We start from the raw sequence: 21,976 nt of genomic DNA on the forward strand, positions 1-21,976 counted from the left end.
CCTATTTGAATACGGATTCGATAACGCCGCCACCCAGGCAACGCGCGCCATCATAAAATACGACTGACTGGCCGGGGGTGACCGCCCGCTGGGGCTTATCGAAAGTCACCCTTACGCCGCCGTCCCGCACATCCACCCGACACAACTGATCGGGTTGTCTATAACGGGTTTTGGCGTAGCAGGAAAAGGAGGATTTGGCGGGAAGGCCGTTAATCCAATCCAGCTTGCTGGCGGTGAGGCCGGCGCTGAACAGTCGAGGATGATCGCCGCCCTGGGCGACGACCAGTTCATTGTTGTCGAGATCTTTCTCCACTACGTACCAGGGCGCGTCGTTATAGCCTTTCAGGCCGCCAATGCCGAGGCCTTGGCGCTGACCGATAGTGTGGTACATCAAGCCTTGGTGACGGCCGATCTCTTCGCCTTTGTCCGTCACGATTTTACCCGGCTGGGCGGGCAGGTAGGTTTTCAGGAAGTCGGAAAACTTACGCTCGCCGATGAAGCAGATGCCGGTGCTGTCCTTTTTGTCGTGAGTGACCAAATCCTGCTCCCGGGCAATGCGACGGACTTCTTTCTTCAATAGACCACCAACCGGGAATAAGGTTCGCGCCAGCGCCTGACCGGGGACGGCGTGCAGGAAGTAGCTCTGCTCTTTGCTGGGATCCGCGCCTTTCATCAGATAAGTGTGCTCGCCAAAGCGGGAGAACTGGGCGTAATGACCGGTGGCGATCAGGTTGCCGCCAAGGGCCTGGGCATAATCCAGGAAAGCTTTGAATTTGATTTCCTTGTTGCACAGAATATCCGGATTGGGCGTGCGTCCTGCGCGATATTCATCCAGAAAATGTTCGAAAACGCGGTCCCAGTACTCAGCGGAAAAGCTTGCCGTGTGCAACTTGATGCCCAGCTTGTCGCAGACTTTTTGCGCGTCCTCCAGATCGGAAAGCGCGGTGCAGTATTCAGTGCCGTCATCCTCATCCCAGTTTTTCATGAACAGGCCTTCGACTTCATAGCCAAGGGCTTTCAGGAGATAGGCGGATACAGAAGAGTCGACTCCTCCGGAAATGCCAACGATGACGCGTTGTTTACGATGTGTGGACATGGCTTAAACTTTCAGGGCTTGGATTGGCTAAGGGGCGCCAAGGCTTCAGTGTGAAAAAACGCCCTATTATAGGCGTCCGCCGGCAAGATTTCTAAAGTTTCATTAACTGCCGCCTGATTTGGGGCGTGAGCCTTAGATTTTGTGATGGCGAATTGTGTCCAGGGGGAGGCGACGTCCTGCAAGATAATCTTCCAGACAAAGCCTGACCAGATCGCTGCGCAAAGGGATATCGCCATTGATGAGTTGCGCAGGTGACAGCCAGTGAGTGGCGGTGATGTCCGGGTCCAGTGAGCGTCCACTTTGACGTAAGGGGCGAGCGCTGAAGCAGTAGCGATGGTACACCGTCTCGGGATCGGGTGTATTCAGGACATATATCCCAACAAAATTTTCCAGTTCCACTTCCCAGCCGGTCTCTTCCAGCGTCTCACGTAGAACTGCGTCAAATATGCTTTCGCCTCTTTCGATATGGCCAGCGGGCTGATTCAGCACGGCGCGTCCGTCAATCTCTTCCTCTACGAACAGAAATTTATCGTCTTGGGGAATGACCGCAGCCACGACGGCTCTGGGACGCCATACCATAACAAATGCTCCGAATGATCGAGTCAGCGTTTTTTGAAACGAACGACTTTTTGTGGATTTCTACGACTGGACATTTGCGCTTTCTGCGGAGCATGCACATGCTCTTCCCGCCATTCTCCAGGTTGTAAGCCATTAATGCTCCAGGGGCCGATACTGTATCGGATGAGACGCAGGGTTGGAAACCCCACGGCGGCCGTCATGCGCCGCACTTGTCTGTTTCTGCCTTCAAAGAGGGTCAGGGCGATCCAGCTGGTGGGGATATTTTTACGCTGCCGGATAGGTGGGTCGCGCTCCCAGACTTCGGGCGGGCTGATGATGCTGGCGTGAGCGGGACGGGTTGGGCCGTCATTGAGCATCACCCCTTTCTCCAGTCTACGCAATGCGGGTTCGCCAATAACTCCCTCAACTTGCACCCAGTAAGTTTTCGGGAGTTTAAATTTCGGTTGGCTGATGCGCGCTTGAATCGCGCCGTCATCCGTCAGCAGTAGTAATCCCTCGGAGTCGTAATCCAGCCTGCCTGCGGCGTACACGCCGGGCTTGTCGATGTAGTTGGATAGGGTGGCGCGTCCTTGGGAGTCGTTAAATTGGGTCAGGACGTTCATGGGTTTATTGAATACGACTAAAGTAGCCATTGCTTGGGGTTACCAATTTCTGTAATAAAATTACGGTTTTAGTAGTGCTATACTATGGGCGCGGTAATAAAACTACAAAGTGCGCCCGCTTCACGCCGTTCGGCGGAAGCCTCTTTCTGTTCGATATTATGGAATAACACAAACCTTAAACCTACGGAGTAGAGAATGGGATACCAAAAGATCAGAGTTCCTGCTGACGGTGACAAAATCACAGTAAACGCGGACCTGTCCATGAATGTCCCCAATCATCCAATTATACCTTTCATCGAAGGCGATGGGATTGGCGTCGACATTACCCCTCCAATGATTAAAGTTGTCAATGCGGCCGTTGAAAAAGCCTATGGCTCCAAACGCGCCATCGCCTGGATGGAAATCTATTCAGGCGAGAAGGCGACCAAGGTGTATGGACCCAATGACTGGCTGCCTGAGGAAACCTTGGAGGCGTTGCGGGAATTCTCTATTGGTATCAAAGGTCCACTGACCACACCTGTCGGCGGAGGCATTCGCTCTCTGAACGTCGCATTACGGCAGGAACTTGATCTCTATGTCTGCATGCGTCCAGTGCGCTGGTTTAAGGGCGTGCCGAGTCCAGTCGTAGCGCCTCAGAAGACCGATATGGTGATCTTTCGCGAGAACTCAGAGGATATCTACGCCGGGATTGAGTGGAAGGCGAACAGCCCTGAAGCGCAAAAAATCATTCGTTTTCTGCGCGAAGAAATGGGCGTCACCAAGATCCGTTTTCCTGACAATTGCGGCATCGGCATCAAGCCTGTGTCGGAAGAAGGCACTAAGCGCCTGGTGAGAAAAGCGATTCAATACGCGATTGATAATGACAAGCCGTCAGTGACTCTGGTTCACAAGGGCAACATTATGAAATTCACGGAAGGGGCGTTTAAGGATTGGGGATATGAGTTGGCGGTGGAGCGTTTCGGCGCGGAACCTTTGGATGGCGGGCCATGGCATGCGTTCAAAAACCCTAAAACCGGACGCCAGATCGTGATTAAGGACGTGATCGCCGATGCATTCCTGCAGCAAATCTTGATGCGGCCGGAAGATTACAGCGTCATTGCGACTCTGAACTTGAACGGAGACTATATTTCCGACGCCTTGGCGGCGGAAGTTGGTGGGATAGGCATAGCGCCAGGCGCGAACATCGGCGGCAGTGTGGCGTTGTTTGAAGCGACGCACGGTACGGCTCCCAAGTACGCTGGCCAGGACAAGGTGAATCCGGGGTCGTTAATCCTATCCGCAGAGATGATGCTGCGCCATATGGGATGGGAAGAGGCGGCGGACCTGATTTTGAATGGTATGGCGGGCGCTATCGAGGCAAAAACGGTGACATACGACTTTGAGCGCTTGATGCCGGACGCGACATTGCTGAAAACCTCGGAGTTTGGCGATGCGGTTATCAGACACATGAAGTAGGATTCTGCGTGCAGCGGAAACTAAAAGCCCCGCAGGTAGCGGGGCTTTTTTTCGCCGTCTCGTTTATGTTTATCGCCATGGTGTGACGTACATAAAAGATGATGGCGCAAAGGCGGTGATTTGGCCGATTGATGTCGCAAGCAGGGCAAAACACGCCCCGTACAAGCCGGAGCATGTTTGGAATTACAAGTATCCGGATGGTGCTAAGCTAGGCGCTTGCGGCCATTGGCGTCCTTGAATTCTCTTTTGATTTATTCTCGACTGATTCGGCTTTTGCGGCGCTTTCAGGGCCTTCCGCAGTTTCCGTTTCAGGATCTATCGAGGATTTTTCTGGTTCGGATTCTAGCGGAACAATATTGACCGCGTGGAATCCTTTGCCGCTGGGCTGTGCGTCAAAATTAACAGCTTGTCCCGCTTTCAGCGTCTTGTATCCTTCCATTTGGATTGACGAGAAGTGGACGAACAGATCTTCTTTGCAGAGATCGCCGTTTCCTTCATCAGCGATGATAAAGCCGTAGCCCTTGGCATTATTGAACCATTTTACTTTACCTTGAGGCATGATCGACTCCCTTGTCTCCATAGAGATGGGCTTTTACCCTAGTTATTTTTGTCTATTGGCCAGTCCACTCTAATTTTACTACTTTCGCTTTACTACTGAAGCACCGGTAGCAGCAGTACAACAATTCGAGTATCTCGGCCTAGTTTGCTACCAATGCAGATAGTATTATAAAGCAGCGCATATTGAAAGTAACCGGCCAAAAGGCTGGGCCCATTGAAGTTTGGATGGGGCGACTCCACTTTTATAATTGGCGTATAGTGTAGTTGGCGGGCAGTTATTGTGTTGCAAAAAAGAGCTCAGAGCTGGTTGCCGGAAAGTTACGTACTACTGCAAAAATTTAACTAAATTATTCAATCCGGCTATGGGTAAAGTTGAAAATAGTCTACTAATATTAAATCAGGACAACGATGGCCTGGAGGATGAAGGAAACCAAGATGGGGACCATCCGGGAAGCTTAGCGCTGGCGCCTGAAAAACCGGCGTTGAAGCGGCCTTCGATGTATCAGGTTGTGATGCTGAATGACGACTATACACCGATGGACTTCGTTGTTGAGGTGTTGATAAGGTTTTTCAACATGTCGGAACCTAAGGCTACGCAAGTTATGCTGGCGGTGCATACCCAAGGGCGTGCAGTATGTGGAGTGTTCACCAGGGATATCGCTGAGTCGAAGGCGGCTCAGGTAAACCAGTACTCGTCCGAGTGTGAACACCCTCTGCTATGTGAGATAGAAAGAGCGGATTAGTCATTCCTGAGGTGCCAAATGCTAAGTAAAGACCTCGAATTAACTCTTAATGCAGCTTTCAAAAGCGCGCGCGAGAAACGTCATGAATTCATGACGGTCGAGCACCTTTTGCTTGCCCTGCTCGACAATGATTCTGCGCTGAAAGTGTTAACAGCATGCGGCGCGGATCTGGGTCAGCTGCGTAACGAGCTTTCGGAGTTTGTTGATTCGACTACGCCGTTGATTCCGAACAATGATCCAGAGCGGGAAACTCAGCCGACTCTTGGTTTTCAACGGGTGCTGCAAAGAGCCGTATTTCATGTCCAGTCCTCTGGCAAAAAAGAAGTGACTGGCGCTAATGTTCTGGTCGCTATTTTTAGCGAGCAGGAAAGTCAGGCGGTGTACGTGCTGAAGAAACAGAACGTCGCTCGTATTGACGTGGTTAACTATATCAGTCATGGCATTTCCAAAGTTTCCGGCGACCGTGAACAGGATGAGGAACACGAACACCAGGAGGAAGGCTTGGAAGAGGGCGGCGGTTCAAAACCTTTGGAATCGTACGCAACCAATCTGAATGAGCAGGCCAGACTGGGGCGGATTGATCCTTTAATCGGTCGTGACAAAGAGCTGGAAAGAGTCATGCAGATTCTTTCGCGCCGGCGCAAAAACAATCCGCTATTAGTGGGTGAGGCCGGCGTTGGTAAAACCGCCATCGCTGAAGGTTTGGCGAAACAGATTGTTGAAGGCAATGTGCCGGACATCATCAAAGACGCCGTGGTTTATTCTCTGGACCTTGGCGCGCTGCTGGCGGGCACCAAGTACCGCGGCGATTTCGAAAAACGCTTTAAAGCCTTACTGAAAGAGCTTAAGCGTCAAGCCAAGTCCATTTTGTTCATTGACGAGATTCACACTATTATCGGTGCGGGCTCGGCTTCCGGCGGCGTCATGGATGCGTCAAATCTATTGAAGCCGTTGTTGAGTTCGGGCGAAATCCGCTGTATTGGTTCAACGACCTTCACTGAATTCCGTGGCATATTTGAGAAAGACAGCGCTTTGGCGCGTCGTTTCCAGAAGATTGATGTGGTTGAGCCTTCCGTCAACGATACTTATCTGATTCTGAAGGGCCTTAAAAGGCAGTTCGAGAAGCATCATGAGGTCGAATACACCGATGCGGCGCTTCGTTCTGCAGCGGATCTGGCGGATCGTTATATTAATGATCGTCATATGCCGGATAAGGCGATTGACGTTATTGATGAGGCAGGCGCAAGTCAAAGGCTGAAGCCTGAGGCGGATCGCGCCAAGATCATTGATATCCATATCGTTGAGAGCGTCGTGGCGTCAATCGCCAGAATACCGCCGAAAACTGTTTCATCTTCAGACAAAGATAAGCTGCGTAATCTGCAGCGTAACCTGAAAATGGTGGTGTTTGGTCAGGATCCCGCAATAGAAGCGTTGGTAACTGCCATCAAGCTTTCCAGAGCGGGGCTTAAGTCAGAAGGTAAACCTGAAGGCTCATTCCTGTTTGCTGGTCCCACTGGGGTTGGTAAGACGGAGGTGACTCGTCAGTTGGCTAAGATCCTGGGTGTGGAGCTGGTGCGTTTCGATATGTCTGAGTACATGGAAAGGCATACCGTTTCCCGCCTGATTGGCGCGCCTCCCGGCTATGTTGGGTTTGATCAGGGAGGGTTGTTGACCGAAGCGGTCAATAAGAATCCTCACTGCGTGTTGTTGCTGGACGAGATAGAGAAGGCGCATCCGGAAGTCTTTAACTTGCTTCTGCAGGTGATGGACCATGGCACCTTGACAGACAACAACGGCCGCAAAGCGGATTTTCGTCATGTTATTCTGGTAATGACCACCAATGCTGGCGCGGAAGAAATGAGTCGTCGCTCCATTGGCTTCCGGTCTCAGGATCACAGTACTGACGGCATGGAGATTATTACTAAAACCTTTACGCCTGAATTTAGAAACCGCCTTGACGGAATCATTCAGTTTGGTCCATTGGACGCCACAACTATCACTCATGTGGTGGACAAGTTCCTGACCGAAATGCAGGCGCAACTGGACGACAAGCGCATCCTTCTTGAATTCGACACTGAAGCCAAAGCGTGGCTGGCGGTGCATGGATATGACGAGAAGATGGGGGCGAGACCGATGGCTCGGCTTATTCAGGAGTGTATCAAGAAACCTCTTGCCGAACAGATCCTGTTTGGAGATTTGGCGGAGTGTGGCGGCACTGTGTTTGTCAGCGTGAAAGACGACAAACTGGACTTCAAATATGTGCCGGAGCGTGAGTTATTGGATGAATCTACGCCGTAATCAAAAGAGCGTTAAAAATTAAAAAAGGGGCGATAAGCCCCTTTTTTATTTCGCCTGATTAAATCGCCAGATAGTCACCGGTGATTTATAAATTTTCCCATCTACAGAACATGTAGCAAAAAATCCTGGCGGCGTTATGGGAAAATTTATGTGAGGTATTAGCGGGCGCGGTATACGATGCGACCTTTGCTCAGGTCGTAGGGGGTCATTTCTACTTTGACTTTGTCTCCGGTCAGGATGCGGATGTAGTTTTTACGCATTTTTCCAGAGATATGGGCAGTAACGACATGACCATTTTCGAGTTGAACCCTGAACATTGTATTGGGAAGGGTGTCAATGATGGTCCCTTCCATTTCAATATTACCTTCTTTCGCCATTCAGCTTTGTCCTCATGAAATTCGTGTTAAGCGCAAAAAGTTAAAAAATAGTAAGCGCTTTTTTAAGAGAGCGAATTTTGCCTTAATTATAACCAAAGTGCAAAAGCCAATTCTTTATTATCTGGATAAACCGCCCCTATTTCGCAAAATTTTCGGGTTGACGCGCAGATAAGTGTGTTATGTAACCAAGAAATGTATGAATGTTAGGCGTTAAATCGTAATCCAGGAATCTCTGACTAACACTTGAATAGGGCGGTAGTTGGTTTTGTAGGACATTTTTCGGCAGCCTCGTATCCAGTATCCCAGATATAAATAGGGGAGGCGTTGTTCGCGGGCGAATTGGAGTTGCCACAAGATAGCGTAGACGCCAAGGGCGCGTTTATCTTCGTCTGGTTCAAAGAACGTATAGATTGCGGAGAGGCCGTCTGTGGTTCTGTCTGTCACAGCGATGGCGAGCAGTTTGTTATCCAAACGGAACTCGATAAACAAGGTTTCTGACCGCGCCTCCAGCAAGAACGACTCATATTGGTCCAGCGTGGGGGGGTACATATCTCCGTCCTGGTGTCGGGCGCTGATGTAGCGTTGATAGAGTGCAAAGTGCTCTTGTTCGAACTGAGCGGAACGCAGACGCACCGTCAGGTCTGAGTTGCGCTTCCAGGTGCGCTCCTGGCTTCGTGTGCGATTGAACTCTTCTGTGGGAATGCGCACGGCGATGCAGGCGTTGCACCCATTGCAGCGAGGCTTGTAGTAATGGTTACCGCTGCGACGAAAGCCCAGTTGCGACAGTCTGGTGTACAGGTCCTGGTTAATGTCCGCTTTAGGGTCCACGAACATGGTGGTGGCCAGGCGATCGTCAAGGTAACTGCACGGGTGTTCCGGCGTGGCGTAAAAAACCAGAGTCCTTAAGTTCGACATCGTCAGCAGCCTGTGGGGTCTATCGTCATCTTCCAGGGGTGAGAGAAATCGGCTCGCACCTCTATTTCTAGTATAGATAAAAACTCTTTTCTTGAAATCTGGCAAGCCCCCAAAGAGAGAAGGTGTGGATTGGGCACCTGACAGTCAATCAACTGGTAGCCCCAAGCGTGTAATTGCCGGACCAGAGTGATGAATGCGGCTTTGGAGGCGTTGGTTTCTTTGGAGAACATAGACTCGCCAAAAAAGCAGCGTCCGATGGCGAGGCCATATAGTCCGCCGACCAGTTCGGAGTCCCGCCAGACTTCAATGCTGTGAGCGAGGCCAATTTGATGGAGATAGCTATACGCCTGAAGCATGTCCGGGGTGATCCAGGTTTCGTCTGAGTACGACCGGGGCGCGGCGCAAGCTTGTACTACCTGACTGAAATGCTGGTCGAAACTATAGGTAATTCCGCTGTTACGCAGAAAGCGGCGCATGCTGCGGGATATATGCAGGTCATCGTGTCGAATGATGCAGCGTGGATCGGGAGACCACCAAAGTATCGGCTGGTCGTCGCTGAACCAGGGAAAAATGCCGTTTTCATACGCCAGACGTAAGCGGGCGGGATGGAGATCGCCGCCAACGCACAGCAGGCCGTTTGGATCCTTCAAGGCGCTGTCAGGATGAGGAAACCATAGGTTGTCATCTAACCAGGGTAGGGCGGGCATAGAAAATGAATCTTGCTGGGCTTGTTTTAATACACAATATCGAAGAAGGCGCAAACAAAAACGCCCATTAGGATTAATGGGCGTTTTGGCGCATTCCCGGTGGGATTATTGGTCCAGGAACTTCTCGGCGTCAAGAGCCGCCATACAGCCAAAGCCCGCTGAAGTTACCGCCTGGCGGTAGATGTGATCAGCAACGTCGCCTGCGGCGAATACGCCAGGAACGCTGGTTTGAGTTGCGGCGCCTTCAGAGCCGGAGCGAATTTTGATGTAACCGTCTTTCATGTCCAGCTGGCCTGCGAAAATGTCGGTGTTGGGCTTGTGGCCAATGGCGATGAATACGCCGGTTACATCCATCTCCTGAGTGCTGTCGTCCTTGGTGCTGCGCAGGCGCAGGCCGGTTACGCCAGAGTCGTCGCCCAAGACCTCATCCAGCGTATGGTCCCAAACAATCTTGATGTTGCCGTTCTGCTCTTTTTCGAACAGCTTGTCCTGCAGGATTTTTTCCGCCCGCAGCTTGTCGCGGCGGTGCACCAGAGTGACTTCTGCGGCAATGTTAGACAAATAAAGCGCTTCCTCGACTGCGGTGTTGCCGCCGCCGATAACGGCGACTTTCTGCTTGCGGTAAAAGAATCCATCGCAGGTTGCGCAGGCGCTAACGCCTTTGCCTTTGAATGCTTCCTCTGAGTCCAGGCCAAGGTACTGCGCAGAAGCGCCTGTGGCGATGATCAGCGCATCACAGGTGTATTCGCCGTTGTCGCCTTTCAGGCGGAAGGGGCGTTGGCTCAGGTCGGTTTCGTTGATATGGTCAAAAATGATTTCGGTGTCAAAGCGCTCCGCATGCTTCTGCATGCGCTGCATCAGCTCAGGGCCTTGTACGCCAGCATCGTCGCCCGGCCAGTTGTCGACATCCGTGGTGGTGGTCAATTGTCCGCCCATTTGCATGCCGGTAATGATGACCGGGTTCAGGTTGGCGCGGGCTGCGTAAACCGCAGCGGTGTAGCCGGCGGGGCCGGAGCCGAGAATAAGCAGTTTGATGTGCCTGGTTTCTTTACTCATTGACGTTCCTTAATGCTGAAATAAAACAATGCCTGGTACGGACCCCTTGCCGCTGTATCCAATGATCCCTGTGGCTGGAAGGCATCAAAAATAATGCGCCTAAAGTACCATATTTATTTAGCTGGATTGATTATATTTGGTTATGGGGCATATAGAGCTACGTAATTATAGGCGGTGCGGTATTTAGACCACCGTCACCTCTCTCAGAATTAGCGTCGATAACGGATAGTGCTCCGCACGGCTTGAGCCTCCGAGTCGATGTTCGACGACGGCTGGCAGGACGGTCTGAACATCGTCAGGAAGCACGTGCTGGCGTCCCTCCAGTAATGCCCAGCCTTTGGCGGCGCGCAGTAGTGCGATGGCTCCACGAGGCGAGATGCCGTCTTTAAAGCCGCTATGGCTGCGAGTGTAGGCGATGATGCGCTGTATGTAGTCGATTAGAGGGTCAGTAGCACGCACCTCTAATACTTTCGCCTGGAGCTCCGCCAACACATCCTGCGGCATAACTGGCTGCAACTTGCTTAATAGCGAGCGGCGATCACTGCCTTTCAGCAGTTCGCGTTCGGCTTCCGGCGGTGGGTAGCCGAGATGAATGCGCATGAAAAAACGGTCCATTTGCGACTCCGGCAGCAAAAAGGTGCCGGACTGGTCGGATGGATTCTGAGTCGCAATGACGAAGAACGGCTTCGGAAGCGTGTAAGTGGTTCCTTCAACGCTGATCTGGCGTTCTTCCATGGCTTCCAACAAGGCGCTCTGAGCCTTTGGCGTGGCGCGGTTGATTTCGTCGGCCAGCACCAGCTGTGCGAACAGAGGGCCTTTGTGAAAAGTGAACTCGCTTTTGTTTTTATCGAAAAGGTTAATCCCTATCAGGTCTGAAGGCAGCAGATCGCTGGTGAACTGCACCCGGTTGTAACTCAGGCCCAGTGTTTGCGCCATGGCGTGGGAAAGAGTGGTTTTGCCCATGCCGGGCAGGTCTTCTATCAGCAGGTGCCCTTGACAGAGGAGGGAGGTGAGTGCGAGCTTGATCTGATGCTCTTTGCCTAAAACTACTTTGCCAATCTGTGCGACGGCCTGCCTGACGATTTCTGTCATGGTTCGTCCAATCAGTGGTTAACGGTCATCAGTTGGCTGCGCGCCGCGCTGACTGTTTGAAAATTATAGTCGCGCCAGGATAATTTGGGCGCTAAATAAAGAAGCGGACATAAAGTCCGCTTCTGACTCTAACTAGTCGATATAGCGACGAGTCAGGTTCTGGTAGGCGTCCACTCTGCGGTCGCGCAGATAAGGCCAGATACGACGGACATCGTCCGTGCGCTGCAGGTCAAGCTCAGCAGCGATAATCTGCACGCTGGAGTCGTCGGCCTGACGCAGGATCTCGCCCTGCTGACCGGCGATAAAACTATTGCCCCAAAACAGGCTGCCGGGAGACTGTTGTGAAGGGTCGGGCTCTTGACCGACCCTGTTCGCGACGATTACCGGCAACCCGTTGGCGACGGCATGTGCGCGCTGAATGGTGATCCAGGCGTCCAGTTGGCGTTTGTGTTCGGCTTGATCGTCACGCACGTCCCAACCGATGGCGGTTGGATAGATCAGCATGTCTGCGCCAGCCAGCGCCATCAATCTCGCCGCTTCTGGATACCACTGATCCCAGCACACCAGTACGCCCAGTTTGCCGACGGAGGTCTGGATCGGCTTGAAGCCTGCTTCAGCGTCGGCATCGCCAGGGGTGAAGTAAAACTTCTCATAAAAACCTGGGTCGTCGGGAATATGCATTTTGCGGTATTTGCCGACCAATGATCCGTCTTTCTCCAATACGACTGCTGTATTGTGGTAGAGGCCTGGGGCTCGTTTCTCGAATAAAGAGCCAACGATCACTACATTGTGCTTGCGCGCGCACTCGGACAGAAACTCGGTGGTCGGACCGGGGATCGGCTCCGCCAAATTGAATACGTCAACATCTTCTGTTTGGCAGAAGTACAGGGTGGCGTGCAGCTCCTGCAACACAATCAATTCGGCGCCTTGCGCCGCAGCCTGAGCGATAAGCTCCGCTGTCAGGGCAAGACTTTTTTCTTTCTCAGGAAAGCTTTGCTGCTGGAGGGCCGCCACCTGTAAGGTGGTTTTTTTCATCAGATCACCCCCTCTGGTAATTGCATGGTGACACAGTGGAGACTTCCATGCTGTTCAATCAGACTGCGACAGTCAATGGCTTCTATAGTGCGGTCAGGGAAGCATGATTGGATAGCGTTCAATGCCGCCTCGTCCTCAGGAAGGTCGTAGACAGGAACCAGGACCGCCTCGTTAATGATCAGGAAGTTGGCGTATGTCGCAGGTAGGCGATGCCCGTCGTCGTCATAGCAGGCGCGGGCCATAGGGAGTGGAACCAGCTTGTAAGGCGCGCCGTCCGCATCGACGAATGCCTGCAATTGTTTTTCCATCGCCGACAATTCTGCGTAATGCTCATCTTCTGGATCCTGGCACTGTACGTAGCAAATAGTGCGTTCATCGCAGAAGCGGGCGAGCGTATCAATATGGCTGTCGGTGTCGTCCCCAGCCAAATAGCCGTGATCCAGCCACAGAGTGCGCTTGATGCCCAGATGCTCCGCCATAACGGCTTCCACTTTTTCTTTGGTGGCGTCCGGGTTGCGCGTTGGGGTCAACAGACAAGCGGAAGTGGTTAACAAAGTTCCACGGCCATCTGTTTCAATAGATCCGCCTTCCAGAATATAAGGAATATGGCGTAAGGCGGCGCCGTCGAACGCGCCCAGCTCGTAAAGCGTAGCGGTTATCTGGTCGTCTTTTTCGTAGTCAAACTTCCCGCCCCAGGCGTTAAAGTGAAAATCCAGCAGCACTGGCTCGTCATTGTCATAAATGGTGATTGGCCCGTGGTCTCTGCTCCAGGTGTCGTTCGACGGGGCGCAGAACAACGCCACTTTTTCAGGGGGTACGCCGTTTTCGTGCAATGCGTCGGCGATCGCCTCCAGACGCGGAAATGATTGACAGTTGATGACCAGATTCTGGTATTTGCATACCGCTATGGCGATATCCAAAAAAGTTCTGTCAACCTCTTCCAGGCGGTCAGCCCAGTCGGTTTGCTCATGAGGCCAAGTCAGCAGAACGGCGCACTGCGGCGCCCATTCAGGAGGCAGGACAATAGTGCTCACTGGTTAATCCATCGTAAACAGTTTAAGGGGCGAGTAGTTTACGGTTTGACAGGCTTAAGTACAGTATGAATTACGCGATCGCCCTCAAAATATACGGAATAGCTTCCGTACTCCCATACTGTGATGGGCGGGTCTCCGACTGGGCCTTTGACATAAGAGGGGCTGCCGTAGCGTTGTTCCACTGCACTCATGGTTTGGCCTGTGCGTGGCGTTTCCATGCCGGCGTTTGATGAGCCTTGTTGCATGACGGGGGTGACTAGCTCATCGGCGTTGGCCAACGGCGCCAGACTGATTAAAGCGACTGCGAATAACTTATTCCAAGAATTTAGCATCGACTTATTCCTAAATTCGTTTCTTTAACATACTAGTCTAGCTGTATTTAGCTGATTAGACACTTAAAATTTCATACGCAAGTCTTTGTCATTAATTGAATAACGCTCTTGGATTCGCGTAGTAGCGCCATCTTATTCCAGTTGACGCCTGCGTTGCTGTTGCTGGGTTCTCAGAATGTGTCTTGCAACGATTTGTCGCTGTGATTCGCTGAAATTAATGAAATTGACTCGTGTAATGAAACCATCTCCATTTTCTTGCTCATGGCTTAATGCATGCTCAGGATGCTCTTTAACGGGCTCGGAGCTGACGACTTCCGCTTCAGTCAGAATGGATATATAGCTGGGAACCAGCGTCGCCTTAAGAATCAGCTGCAGTCCCTCGCGCTCCTGGCGAGGGCTGACAAAGGCCATGCCGCCCTCGCTCAGGTCAATAAACTGTAGTCTATCCTCATTGATGCCTGTCTCCACCAGCGCGAGCGTGCGGGCGATCAAGTCGACCTTTTTGTTGAGCGCTTTCAGCAGCGCCGCCAGGGAACGGTCCTTTTCCGCAACATGCCCCATCAGCTTAGAGGTTTCCAGGTCCAGGCTTTGCAGCTCGTTCAGCATCTCGAAATAGACAGGGTGTCGGTAGAATTCCGCCATCGAGTGATTGCTTGCCGTGCGCTCCTGATACTCAACCAAAGCCTGGTCATGAATTCGGTAATAATCCCTCCGGTTATCTGATGTGACGTCTGAATCGGACATATTAATAAACCGTAGTAGTGAAACACTTATTAATAGATTATAGTTTTACGCCGCTTAATTTGGGCTAATTAACTTATCAACTTAAGCGGCCAGTCGGACGCTCCCATCCGATCACACTTTCAGGCGGCGATTTAAGCCCGCCAACAAGCCAACAATTAATACCAGGTGCTCTGTGGATGTATAAACCCTTATCTCTATTTATAGGCTTGCGCTACACCTCGGCGAAGCGAGATAACCACTTTATTTCTTTTATCTCCTTGACGTCCATGATTGGGTTGATTCTTGGAGTGCTGGTGCTGATTACCGTTATGTCCGTCATGAACGGCTTTGATCGGGAGTTGCGGCAACGAATATTGGGTATGGTTCCGCACGCGGTGATTAAGAGCCATGGCCCTATGAGTAGTTGGGGAGAGGTCAAAGAGTTTGCTTTGCAACATCCGCAGGTGGAGGGCGTTGCGCCGTTCGTTTATGCGCAAGGCATGGCGACGGCGGCGGGGAATGTACATGGAATTATGATCAATGGTATTGATCCTGAGGCGGAGAAAGGCGTTTCCATCGTTCAGAATCACATTATCTCCGGTAGCCTGGATGATTTGAAACCTGGGGAGTTTGGTATTGTTCTTGGCGATATTTTGGCTAGCTACATGCGGGCCAGAGTAGGGGACAAAATTACAGTCATCTTACCTGAAGCCTCAGTCACCCCTGCAGGCGTATTTCCTCGAATGAAGCGGTTTACGGTAAAAGGGATATTCAGTGTTGGCGCTGAATTGGACAGTACGCTGGCGATTATCCATATCGAAGATGCCGCTAGAATAAAGCGCCTGGGTGACTCTGTTGAGGGTGTGCGACTTAAGCTTAAGAATTTGTTCGATGCTTCAAAAGTATCCCGCACGATTGTGGCGGAATTAGGCAGTGGATATTACGCAAGCGACTGGACACGAACCCACGGTAATTTGTTTCAAGCTATCCAAATGGAAAAGACCATGGTTGGATTGCTGTTGATGTTCATCGTTGCGGTGGCTGCGTTTAACATTGTTTCCACTCTGGTAATGGTCGTCACTGACAAGAAAGCGGATATTGCAATATTGCGTACGATGGGGGCGACCCCCGGTAATATTCTGCGCATTTTTATGGTCCAAGGTTTGTTTATAGGAGTAGTGGGGACTGCCTTGGGGGTTCTGCTAGGTTGTCTGTTGGCGGTCAATATCAGTGATATGATCGCTTGGTTTGAGAAGGTGGCGGGTATTCAGTTACTAAGCTCTGATGTGTATTTCATTAGCTATCTCCCATCCGATTTGCAGTGGGGGGATGTTGCGTTGATTAGCGCCGTTACCCTGACTATCAGCTTTGTTGCGACTATGTATCCCGCATGGCGCGCGTCCAAAATCGAGCCGGCGGAGGCGTTGAGGTATGAGTAGTCCAGTATTGGAATGCCAATCTGTGCACAAGGTATATGTACAGGGAAAGGAGCCTATCGAAGTTCTGCGCGGCGTTAATATTTCGCTTTATCCAGAGCAGACCGTCGCTATTGTCGGCGCATCCGGTTCGGGTAAGTCTACCTTGCTGAATATTATGGGCGCTTTGGATCATCCAAGCTCAGGCTCTATCAGCATCTCGGGGCAGGATGTGCATGGCATGGATGAAAAAGCCAAGGCTAAACTGCGCAACGCCCACGTAGGTTTTGTCTACCAGTTTCATCATCTTTTACCCGAGTTTAGTGCATTGGAAAACGTCTGTATGCCTTTGTTGTTAAGAGGCGTTGCGGTCAAAGAAGCTAAAAAGGAAGCGGAATACTGGCTGGAGCGAGTGGGTTTGTCGCACCGTCTCAAGCATCGTCCTGGACAGTTGTCTGGTGGCGAGCGCCAGCGTGTGGCGATAGCCCGCGCGCTTTCTCCCAGGCCATCTTGTGTTTTGATGGACGAGCCTACCGGTAACCTGGACCCGGATACTGCGGACTCTGTACAGGCGCTGTTATGGGATTTGGTGCGTCAAAACCAGACTGCATTTGTGTTGGTGACTCATGATTATAAGCTTGCGGCGCGTATGGATGAACAATACTCTCTAAAAGAAGGCGTATTGGCGAAAGTGGATCGCGACACTTTGTGAAATAACAAATGTGGCGCACAAGTTGCGGCGGAATTAAAAAGGGCGGGTCTTTTTAGAGGCCCGCCTTTTTTATTGGGGGTGACCCCGGAATCTCTACCGGGTTTAGCCCATCTTTTTGAGCAGCATCTGCTCCAATTTAACTTGATCCTCAGCGAACTTGCGGATGCCTTCGGCCAGTTTCTCCGTCGCCATTGCGTCCTCGTTCATGCCCCAGCGGAAAGCGGCTTCGGTAATCGGCGCATCGCGTTCGGCGCTTGGCTGTTCAGAGGATAGGGCGCGGGTCAATTCGCCAGCGTCTGCTTCCAGGTCATTCAGTAATTCTGGGCTGATGGTCAACTTATCGCAGCCTGACAGGGCTTCAATTTGTCCGGCGTGACGGAAACTGGCGCCCATTACGATAGTGTTGTAGCCACGCGACTTGTAGAACTCGTAAATAGATTTCACTGACATCACGCCTGGATCTTCGTCAACGGAAATCTCGTCTTTGTTCCACTTGGCCTTGTACCAATCATAGATTCGCCCGACAAAAGGCGATATCAGGAATACGCCGGCCTCGGCGCAAGCAACAGCTTGGGTAAAGGAGAACAGCAATGTCAGGTTGCAGCGAATACCTTGCTTTTCCAGTACTTCTGCGGCGCGAATGCCTTCCCAGGTAGAAGCGATTTTGATCAGAATGCGCTCTTTGCCAACGCCGACGTCGTTGTAAAGCTTAATCAACTGCTTGGCTTTGTCGATGGTGGCGTCAGTGTCGAAGGACAAGCGAGCGTCCACTTCGGTGGAAATATATCCCGAAATGACTTTTGAAATTTCTTTGCCAATGGAAACGGACAGGTAGTCGATAGCATGGGCTACGGCCTCTTGAGGCGCAGCGGCTTGTTGCTTGCCATAGTTGAGCGCATCATTGACCAGGCTTTCGTAGACAGGAAGAGACGCGGCCTTCAACAGTAGCGAAGGGTTGGTGGTTGCGTCGTCGGGTTTGTGCTTTTTGATTGCTTCGATATCGCCGGTGTCGGCGACAACGGAAGTCATTTGGCGTAATTGCTCGAGCTTGCTTAAAGCCATTGTATTTTTATCCCTGGGTTGGTTCTTTCAGACCGCCTCGGAGGCGGCGTTCAGAGAGTTGGACTGTTTGTAAGAAGATACTATATCTAAAGCTTCTCTAAAAACAGTCGGAGAGGCGGTGCGTTTGATGGCGTTTTCGCTTAAATATCTGCGAAACTGTTTCCCACCTTTTTGGCCATGAAACAAGCCCAGTGCGTGTCGCGCCATATGCCAGACCGCAACGCCGTTCTGATAGTTGCGTTCGATATACTCTAAAAACTGATAGCCGATATCCGTAGCGCTGAAGCTCGGCGGCGGAGTGTGGAACAGACGGTTGTCCACGTCCGCCAGCATCCATGGGCGCTGATAGGCTTCGCGCCCGATCATGACTCCATCGACTTCCTGCAAGTGGCTTTCCGATTCGTCCATGGTTTTGATGCCGCCATTGATAATGATCTCAAGTTCAGGAAATGTCTGCTTGATCATATAGGCGCGCGGATATATCAGCGGCGGAATCTCCCGGTTTTCCTTTGGGCTGAGCCCTTTGAGGATCGCCTTGCGTGCATGAATGATAAAGGTGGAGCATCCTGCTGCTTTGACAGTGCGAACAAAATTCAACAAGAACTCTTCGGAGTCCTGGTCATCAATGCCTATGCGATGCTTGACCGTCACCGGGATGGAAACGACGGAGCGCATGGCCGCCACGCATTCCGCCACGCGCTCGGGATACCCCATCAGACAGGCTCCGATCATGTTGTTCTGGACGCGGTCGCTGGGGCATCCCACATTCAGATTGATCTCATCGTAGCCCCAGTCTTCGCAGATCTTGGCGCACTCCTTCAATTCGTCAGGATTGCTGCCGCCGAGCTGGACGGCGATAGGGTGCTCTTCCGTGTTGAAATCCAGGAAGCGGTTGCGGTCACCATGTACGATGGCTCCGGTGGTCACCATCTCGGTATATAAATAGGTATGCTTGGAAAGGAGGCGGGCGAGGTAGCGATAGTGCCTGTCTGTCCAATCCATCATCGGGGCCACGGAAAGCCGACGAAGTCCTGAATTGCCCGAATCTATTGGCTTAGTGCTTGATTTTGTTGACATACTGCGTTGTATAAAACTGTACTTTCTTGTGCAAAATTAGGCGGTTTTATACAATTGGTGCACCACTCGTGCACCATGATCCACTAAAAATGCACCATGGAATTTTAGGAAAATGCACCCGCTAATGCGGTGCAAAATTTGTCCGGAAGGCAGTATAACATGGCAACCATCATCAAGCGTAAAGCCAAAGACGGCAGCACCCGCTATCGGGTGCAAATTAGAGTAAAAAAAGGAGGGGAGGTCGTTCATAGCGAGAGCGCTACTTTTCCGACTATAAAGCTGGCAAAGGAGTATGAGCGTCGCAGGGAGACTGAATTAGATCAGCCTGGAGCGATTGAGAGAATGCAGTATAGCGGCCTGACCGTTCGCGATGTGCTGCAGTGGTACTTTGATGAGTATCATGAGGTTTCAGGGTTTGGCGAATCAAAAATGTATCATATAAAAATGATGCTAAATATGGAGCCTCTGGCAAGTACAGAGCTGGTTACCCTGTCCACAGCACACCTTGTAGATCACCTAAAGAATCGTCGCAAAACCGTGAGCGCCTCTACAGCGAATAATGATTTGGTATGGCTTCGGGTGGCATTTCGAACGGCTAAATCTCATTTTCCTAGCTACCCGATTAGCTTGCAGGTTATTGACGACGCAGCGGTGATCGCACGGAAACATAAACTTGTGGCGAAGTCTGCCCAGCGTGATCGAAGGCCTACGGCTGAAGAGTTGGCTTTACTCTCAGATTATTTCATTCGGCGCGACCAAGGTTCCTCAATTCCGATGCATGACATTATGTGGTTCGCAATCCATTCAGCGAGACGGCAGGGGGAGATTGTTAAGCTAAAGTGGTCTGATAATAATGAGGAAGTTCAAGTCGGATTGGTAAGGGATGCGAAACACCCGACCAAGAAAGTTGGCAACCATAGAAAATTCAAATATACCAATGAGGCATGGGAAATCATCCAGCGCCAACCGCGAAATAGTGAATATATCTTCCCGTATTACGAGAAGACTATTAGTACTGCTTTTACCAAGGCTTGCCAGCTTAATGGTATTGAAGACTTAAGGTTTCATGACCTAAGGCATGAGGCGACAAGCCGGCTCTTTGAGGCCGGCTACAGCATAGTGGAGGTGCAACAGTTTACGTTGCACGAGAGCTGGGGAGTTTTGAAGCGGTACACAAATTTGAGGCCCGAGAACCTGGAGTTAAGGGCTTAACGTTGAAGCCATTAATCGCGGCCCAGCTCTTGGTGGCCTCTTCTCTCTGTGTATCAATCCAGTTTGCTAGATCATGGACATGAACAATCCACTCTGAAGCGTTAGATTTTGCGCGGTATACAGCAAAAGGAAATTGCTGTGCGCGAGCCTTTCTTTGTATCTCAGTGCGGACAGTAATGTTCAGATACTTTTCAGCAATTACGGTGAGCGGTATCTGACTTGTTTCGTATTCGGCCATTAATAAGAATGCAGTATTCATAATTTCCTTATCTTTCTTTGTGTCATTCAAAAAGGAATGTCGTCGAATTCGTCATATGCCTGGCCTGTTGCTGGCATCTGAACTGGTGGCGGTGTTGCTGGCCTGTATGGTTGTGGTGCAGGCTGGGTTTGTTTCGGGCTCGCAAAGTCGACCTTTACTATCCGGCAGCGAATCTTGGCGCTGGGTGTGCCGTCGCCCTTGGTGAACTGCTCCAGCTCCAGATCGTCAGCTGTCACTACCAGCTTTGTGCCTTTGGTCAGATGCGGCTCCAGCGAGATAGCACGGTCGCCCCATAGCGCGCCGTCGATCCACTGGGTCCGTCTGTTGTCGCCGTGGCCGATGCTGTAGGCGAGGGCGAGCGTAGCCACTGCCTGTCCGCTTGGTGTGTATCTCAGTTCGGCGTCACGCCCGAGGGCGCAGAGTTTGATAAACATGTGTCTCCTTACTTAATGCGGATGTAACTCTTGCCAAGCTCCAGGCGGGCGCCGGGGATGTCTTTACCGGCTTTCAGGTCCTGGGTGATGGCCTGCTTGTTGGGTTTTATCGTCACGTCTACGGCGACGTAATCCTGTGGGAGGGCGGCTTCGTCTTCGATATGAGCCACCTCTCGACCTGCTACGCATGAGATTGTGTGTAGCGGAGTGCTGACGGTTTTAATGCGTGTCAGCTCCATATGGTTCCGCAGGTATTCGCTTATGGATTCTTCTTTGCGCTCTATGCTTTTCTCGCGCCTGTTTAGTCGGTCCACTTCGGATTTGATGGCGGAGCGATCGGCCTCAAGGTTTTGAAGTAGCCGAGCGATCTGCGCGGCCTTGTCCTTAAACTCTCCCTCTACGGCTTCCAATGTGTCGGCGATGGCTTGCTGTAGGGTTTCGTCGTTGTCTGCGTCAATGTTGTGTAGTTCGGCAAGCTTGCCGGTGATCTCGTATAGCTTCGGCACTTATGCTGGCTCCGCGTGCTCCAGGGTGTTTTTCTTGGCGGCGTACAGGATGGTCAGGCGTCTTAAACCGGCGTCGTCCCATCTGGATTTCAGGCGAATAGCGGCGCCCTTATAAAGCGCTTCTAGATCGCTGAGTGTTTCCGCTTCCTCTATCAGTCTCGCTTGATCGTCCAGCCATGCTTTGTCGGCGGCTTCTTGGCGTTTCCGCTCTGCGCTGTGGTTGGGGCCGGGATCATTCGGCAAGCGTTTGTGCATTCCCGTTGTGACGTCACCGGCAAAGCCAAGCATGTACAGGCACTTCTTGATGGCGTCCGTCAGCGTCTTTTTCGGCGCGTCGCTGTCGTACTGAATGCCGAAGGCGTCCCGATAGACGTAGGGTGTGTGTCCGTAGTGGATAAACTCGGCGATCTCGTTTTCGTAGGCATACCAGAAGCGGAGCTTGATGGTGTGTGTCTTCCCCATAATCATCTGCTGGCCTTCTGCGTCCAGGTTAAGCGGCGCGCCTTCGTCGATGCGTTCCTCTAAAATCTCATATCCCCAGCCAGTCCCAAGCGGGCCGAATTGTTCAGTGGCTCGCTTTATCAGGTAAGAGGCGTTTACGCTAGTCCCAACAAAGCCAGAGGGTAGGGTGTAGGCTTCGGTGTATTCGGGAGCGGTCTTATCGACTGCCTCCCAGATGTGTAGGTTGCTGTTCATG

25 protein-coding genes are annotated in these 21,976 nt (G+C 51.6%); 6 read left to right on the forward strand and 19 right to left on the reverse strand.

All coding sequences use genetic code 11. From position 1 onward, the window contains the following. Position 1: 1 nt before the first annotated feature. The 3 genes from mnmA to O5O45_RS05460 form a co-directional block, all read right to left on the reverse strand. On the reverse strand, positions 2-1,096 hold the full coding sequence (mnmA, locus tag O5O45_RS05450; protein ID WP_305904240.1) for a tRNA 2-thiouridine(34) synthase MnmA: 1,095 nt from the start codon (positions 1,094-1,096) through the stop codon (positions 2-4). A 132-nt stretch (positions 1,097-1,228) separates the two neighbouring features. Further along, positions 1,229-1,675: an NUDIX hydrolase gene (locus tag O5O45_RS05455; RefSeq protein ID WP_305904241.1), complete on the reverse strand. Its 447-nt coding sequence runs from the start codon at positions 1,673-1,675 to the stop codon at positions 1,229-1,231. A 23-nt stretch (positions 1,676-1,698) separates the two neighbouring features. Next, the gene (locus O5O45_RS05460) at positions 1,699-2,307 is read right to left on the reverse strand and encodes a pseudouridine synthase (RefSeq protein WP_305904242.1); all 609 of its coding nucleotides are present in this window, start codon (positions 2,305-2,307) and stop codon (positions 1,699-1,701) included. A 165-nt stretch (positions 2,308-2,472) separates the two neighbouring features. Here O5O45_RS05460 and icd point away from each other — a divergent pair, with 165 nt between their 5' ends. Next, complete coding sequence (gene icd, locus O5O45_RS05465) at positions 2,473-3,732, forward strand: NADP-dependent isocitrate dehydrogenase (RefSeq protein ID WP_305904243.1); 1,260 nt, start codon at positions 2,473-2,475, stop codon at positions 3,730-3,732. A 208-nt stretch (positions 3,733-3,940) separates the two neighbouring features. On the opposite strand, the gene O5O45_RS05470 is transcribed toward icd, so the two are convergent. Further along, positions 3,941-4,291: a cold-shock protein gene (locus O5O45_RS05470; protein WP_305904244.1), complete on the reverse strand. Its 351-nt coding sequence runs from the start codon at positions 4,289-4,291 to the stop codon at positions 3,941-3,943. A gap of 361 nt (positions 4,292-4,652) precedes the next feature. Here O5O45_RS05470 and clpS point away from each other — a divergent pair, with 361 nt between their 5' ends. Together clpS and clpA are read left to right on the forward strand one after the other, a co-directional pair. After that, the gene (clpS, locus tag O5O45_RS05475) at positions 4,653-5,033 is read left to right on the forward strand and encodes an ATP-dependent Clp protease adapter ClpS (protein ID WP_011396230.1); all 381 of its coding nucleotides are present in this window, start codon (positions 4,653-4,655) and stop codon (positions 5,031-5,033) included. 18 nt (positions 5,034-5,051) lie between these two features. Next, positions 5,052-7,331 carry an ATP-dependent Clp protease ATP-binding subunit ClpA gene (clpA, locus tag O5O45_RS05480; protein ID WP_305904245.1) on the forward strand — a complete coding sequence of 760 codons (2,280 nt, stop codon included), beginning with the start codon at positions 5,052-5,054 and terminating at the stop codon, positions 7,329-7,331. Positions 7,332-7,489: 158 nt separating this feature from the next. On the opposite strand, the gene infA is transcribed toward clpA, so the two are convergent. From infA to O5O45_RS05525, 9 genes are all read right to left on the reverse strand, one after another. Further along, a complete protein-coding gene (gene infA / locus O5O45_RS05485; protein ID WP_011396232.1) occupies positions 7,490-7,708 on the reverse strand; it encodes a translation initiation factor IF-1 in 219 nt (72 codons plus the stop codon). A gap of 210 nt (positions 7,709-7,918) precedes the next feature. After that, positions 7,919-8,623, reverse strand: a complete 705-nt coding sequence (locus tag O5O45_RS05490) for an arginyltransferase (protein WP_305904246.1) — start codon at positions 8,621-8,623, stop codon at positions 7,919-7,921. A gap of 2 nt (positions 8,624-8,625) precedes the next feature. Continuing rightward, entirely contained in the window at positions 8,626-9,330 is a 705-nt protein-coding gene (aat, locus tag O5O45_RS05495) for a leucyl/phenylalanyl-tRNA--protein transferase (RefSeq protein WP_305904247.1), read from the reverse strand. 105 nt (positions 9,331-9,435) lie between these two features. Continuing rightward, positions 9,436-10,386 carry a thioredoxin-disulfide reductase gene (gene trxB, locus O5O45_RS05500; protein ID WP_305904248.1) on the reverse strand — a complete coding sequence of 317 codons (951 nt, stop codon included), beginning with the start codon at positions 10,384-10,386 and terminating at the stop codon, positions 9,436-9,438. Positions 10,387-10,569: 183 nt separating this feature from the next. Continuing rightward, positions 10,570-11,478 (reverse strand): AAA family ATPase, encoded by a 909-nt coding sequence (locus tag O5O45_RS05505; protein WP_305904249.1) that lies wholly within the window; start codon positions 11,476-11,478, stop codon positions 10,570-10,572. A 132-nt stretch (positions 11,479-11,610) separates the two neighbouring features. Then, a complete protein-coding gene (locus O5O45_RS05510) occupies positions 11,611-12,513 on the reverse strand; it encodes a carbon-nitrogen hydrolase (RefSeq protein ID WP_305904250.1) in 903 nt (300 codons plus the stop codon). Further along, entirely contained in the window at positions 12,513-13,547 is a 1,035-nt protein-coding gene (locus tag O5O45_RS05515; RefSeq protein ID WP_305904251.1) for an agmatine deiminase family protein, read from the reverse strand. The genes O5O45_RS05510 and O5O45_RS05515 overlap by 1 nt, the downstream gene beginning before the upstream one ends. A 38-nt stretch (positions 13,548-13,585) precedes the next feature. After that, complete coding sequence (locus O5O45_RS05520; RefSeq protein ID WP_305904252.1) at positions 13,586-13,879, reverse strand: hypothetical protein; 294 nt, start codon at positions 13,877-13,879, stop codon at positions 13,586-13,588. A gap of 132 nt (positions 13,880-14,011) precedes the next feature. After that, positions 14,012-14,623, reverse strand: a complete 612-nt coding sequence (locus O5O45_RS05525) for a PilZ domain-containing protein (protein WP_305904253.1) — start codon at positions 14,621-14,623, stop codon at positions 14,012-14,014. 176 nt (positions 14,624-14,799) lie between these two features. On the opposite strand from O5O45_RS05525, the gene O5O45_RS05530 reads away from it, so the two are divergent. Continuing rightward, positions 14,800-16,041 (forward strand): lipoprotein-releasing ABC transporter permease subunit, encoded by a 1,242-nt coding sequence (locus O5O45_RS05530; RefSeq protein ID WP_305904254.1) that lies wholly within the window; start codon positions 14,800-14,802, stop codon positions 16,039-16,041. Next, positions 16,034-16,729 (forward strand): ABC transporter ATP-binding protein, encoded by a 696-nt coding sequence (locus O5O45_RS05535; protein ID WP_305904255.1) that lies wholly within the window; start codon positions 16,034-16,036, stop codon positions 16,727-16,729. Before O5O45_RS05530 ends, O5O45_RS05535 begins: the two co-directional genes overlap by 8 nt. 102 nt (positions 16,730-16,831) lie before the next feature. Here the strand turns inward: O5O45_RS05535 and tal are convergent, their stop codons facing one another. Then, on the reverse strand, positions 16,832-17,791 hold the full coding sequence (gene tal / locus O5O45_RS05540; RefSeq protein WP_305904256.1) for a transaldolase: 960 nt from the start codon (positions 17,789-17,791) through the stop codon (positions 16,832-16,834). Between the two features lie 27 nt (positions 17,792-17,818). Continuing rightward, positions 17,819-18,868, reverse strand: coding sequence for a tRNA dihydrouridine(20/20a) synthase DusA (gene dusA / locus O5O45_RS05545; protein WP_305904257.1), 1,050 nt, complete (start codon positions 18,866-18,868; stop codon positions 17,819-17,821). 159 nt (positions 18,869-19,027) lie between these two features. On the opposite strand from dusA, the gene O5O45_RS05550 reads away from it, so the two are divergent. Then, positions 19,028-20,080 (forward strand): site-specific integrase, encoded by a 1,053-nt coding sequence (locus tag O5O45_RS05550; RefSeq protein WP_305904258.1) that lies wholly within the window; start codon positions 19,028-19,030, stop codon positions 20,078-20,080. Here the strand turns inward: O5O45_RS05550 and O5O45_RS31900 are convergent. The 4 genes from O5O45_RS31900 to O5O45_RS05565 are packed head-to-tail and all read right to left on the reverse strand — an operon-like array spanning position 20,004 to position 21,975. Beyond that, entirely contained in the window at positions 20,004-20,339 is a 336-nt protein-coding gene (locus O5O45_RS31900) for a pyocin activator PrtN family protein (RefSeq protein WP_371747966.1), read from the reverse strand. The two genes, O5O45_RS05550 and O5O45_RS31900, sit on opposite strands and share 77 nt — an antisense overlap. A 26-nt stretch (positions 20,340-20,365) precedes the next feature. Continuing rightward, complete coding sequence (locus tag O5O45_RS05555) at positions 20,366-20,773, reverse strand: single-stranded DNA-binding protein (protein WP_305904259.1); 408 nt, start codon at positions 20,771-20,773, stop codon at positions 20,366-20,368. A gap of 8 nt (positions 20,774-20,781) precedes the next feature. Continuing rightward, positions 20,782-21,279 (reverse strand): siphovirus Gp157 family protein, encoded by a 498-nt coding sequence (locus O5O45_RS05560; RefSeq protein WP_305904260.1) that lies wholly within the window; start codon positions 21,277-21,279, stop codon positions 20,782-20,784. Then, positions 21,280-21,975 carry a hypothetical protein gene (locus O5O45_RS05565; RefSeq protein WP_305904261.1) on the reverse strand — a complete coding sequence of 232 codons (696 nt, stop codon included), beginning with the start codon at positions 21,973-21,975 and terminating at the stop codon, positions 21,280-21,282. Between the last annotated feature and the right edge of the window lies 1 nt (position 21,976).

This window comes from Hahella sp. HNIBRBA332 (genome assembly GCF_030719035.1).
Taxonomy (GTDB): domain Bacteria; phylum Pseudomonadota; class Gammaproteobacteria; order Pseudomonadales; family Oleiphilaceae; genus Hahella.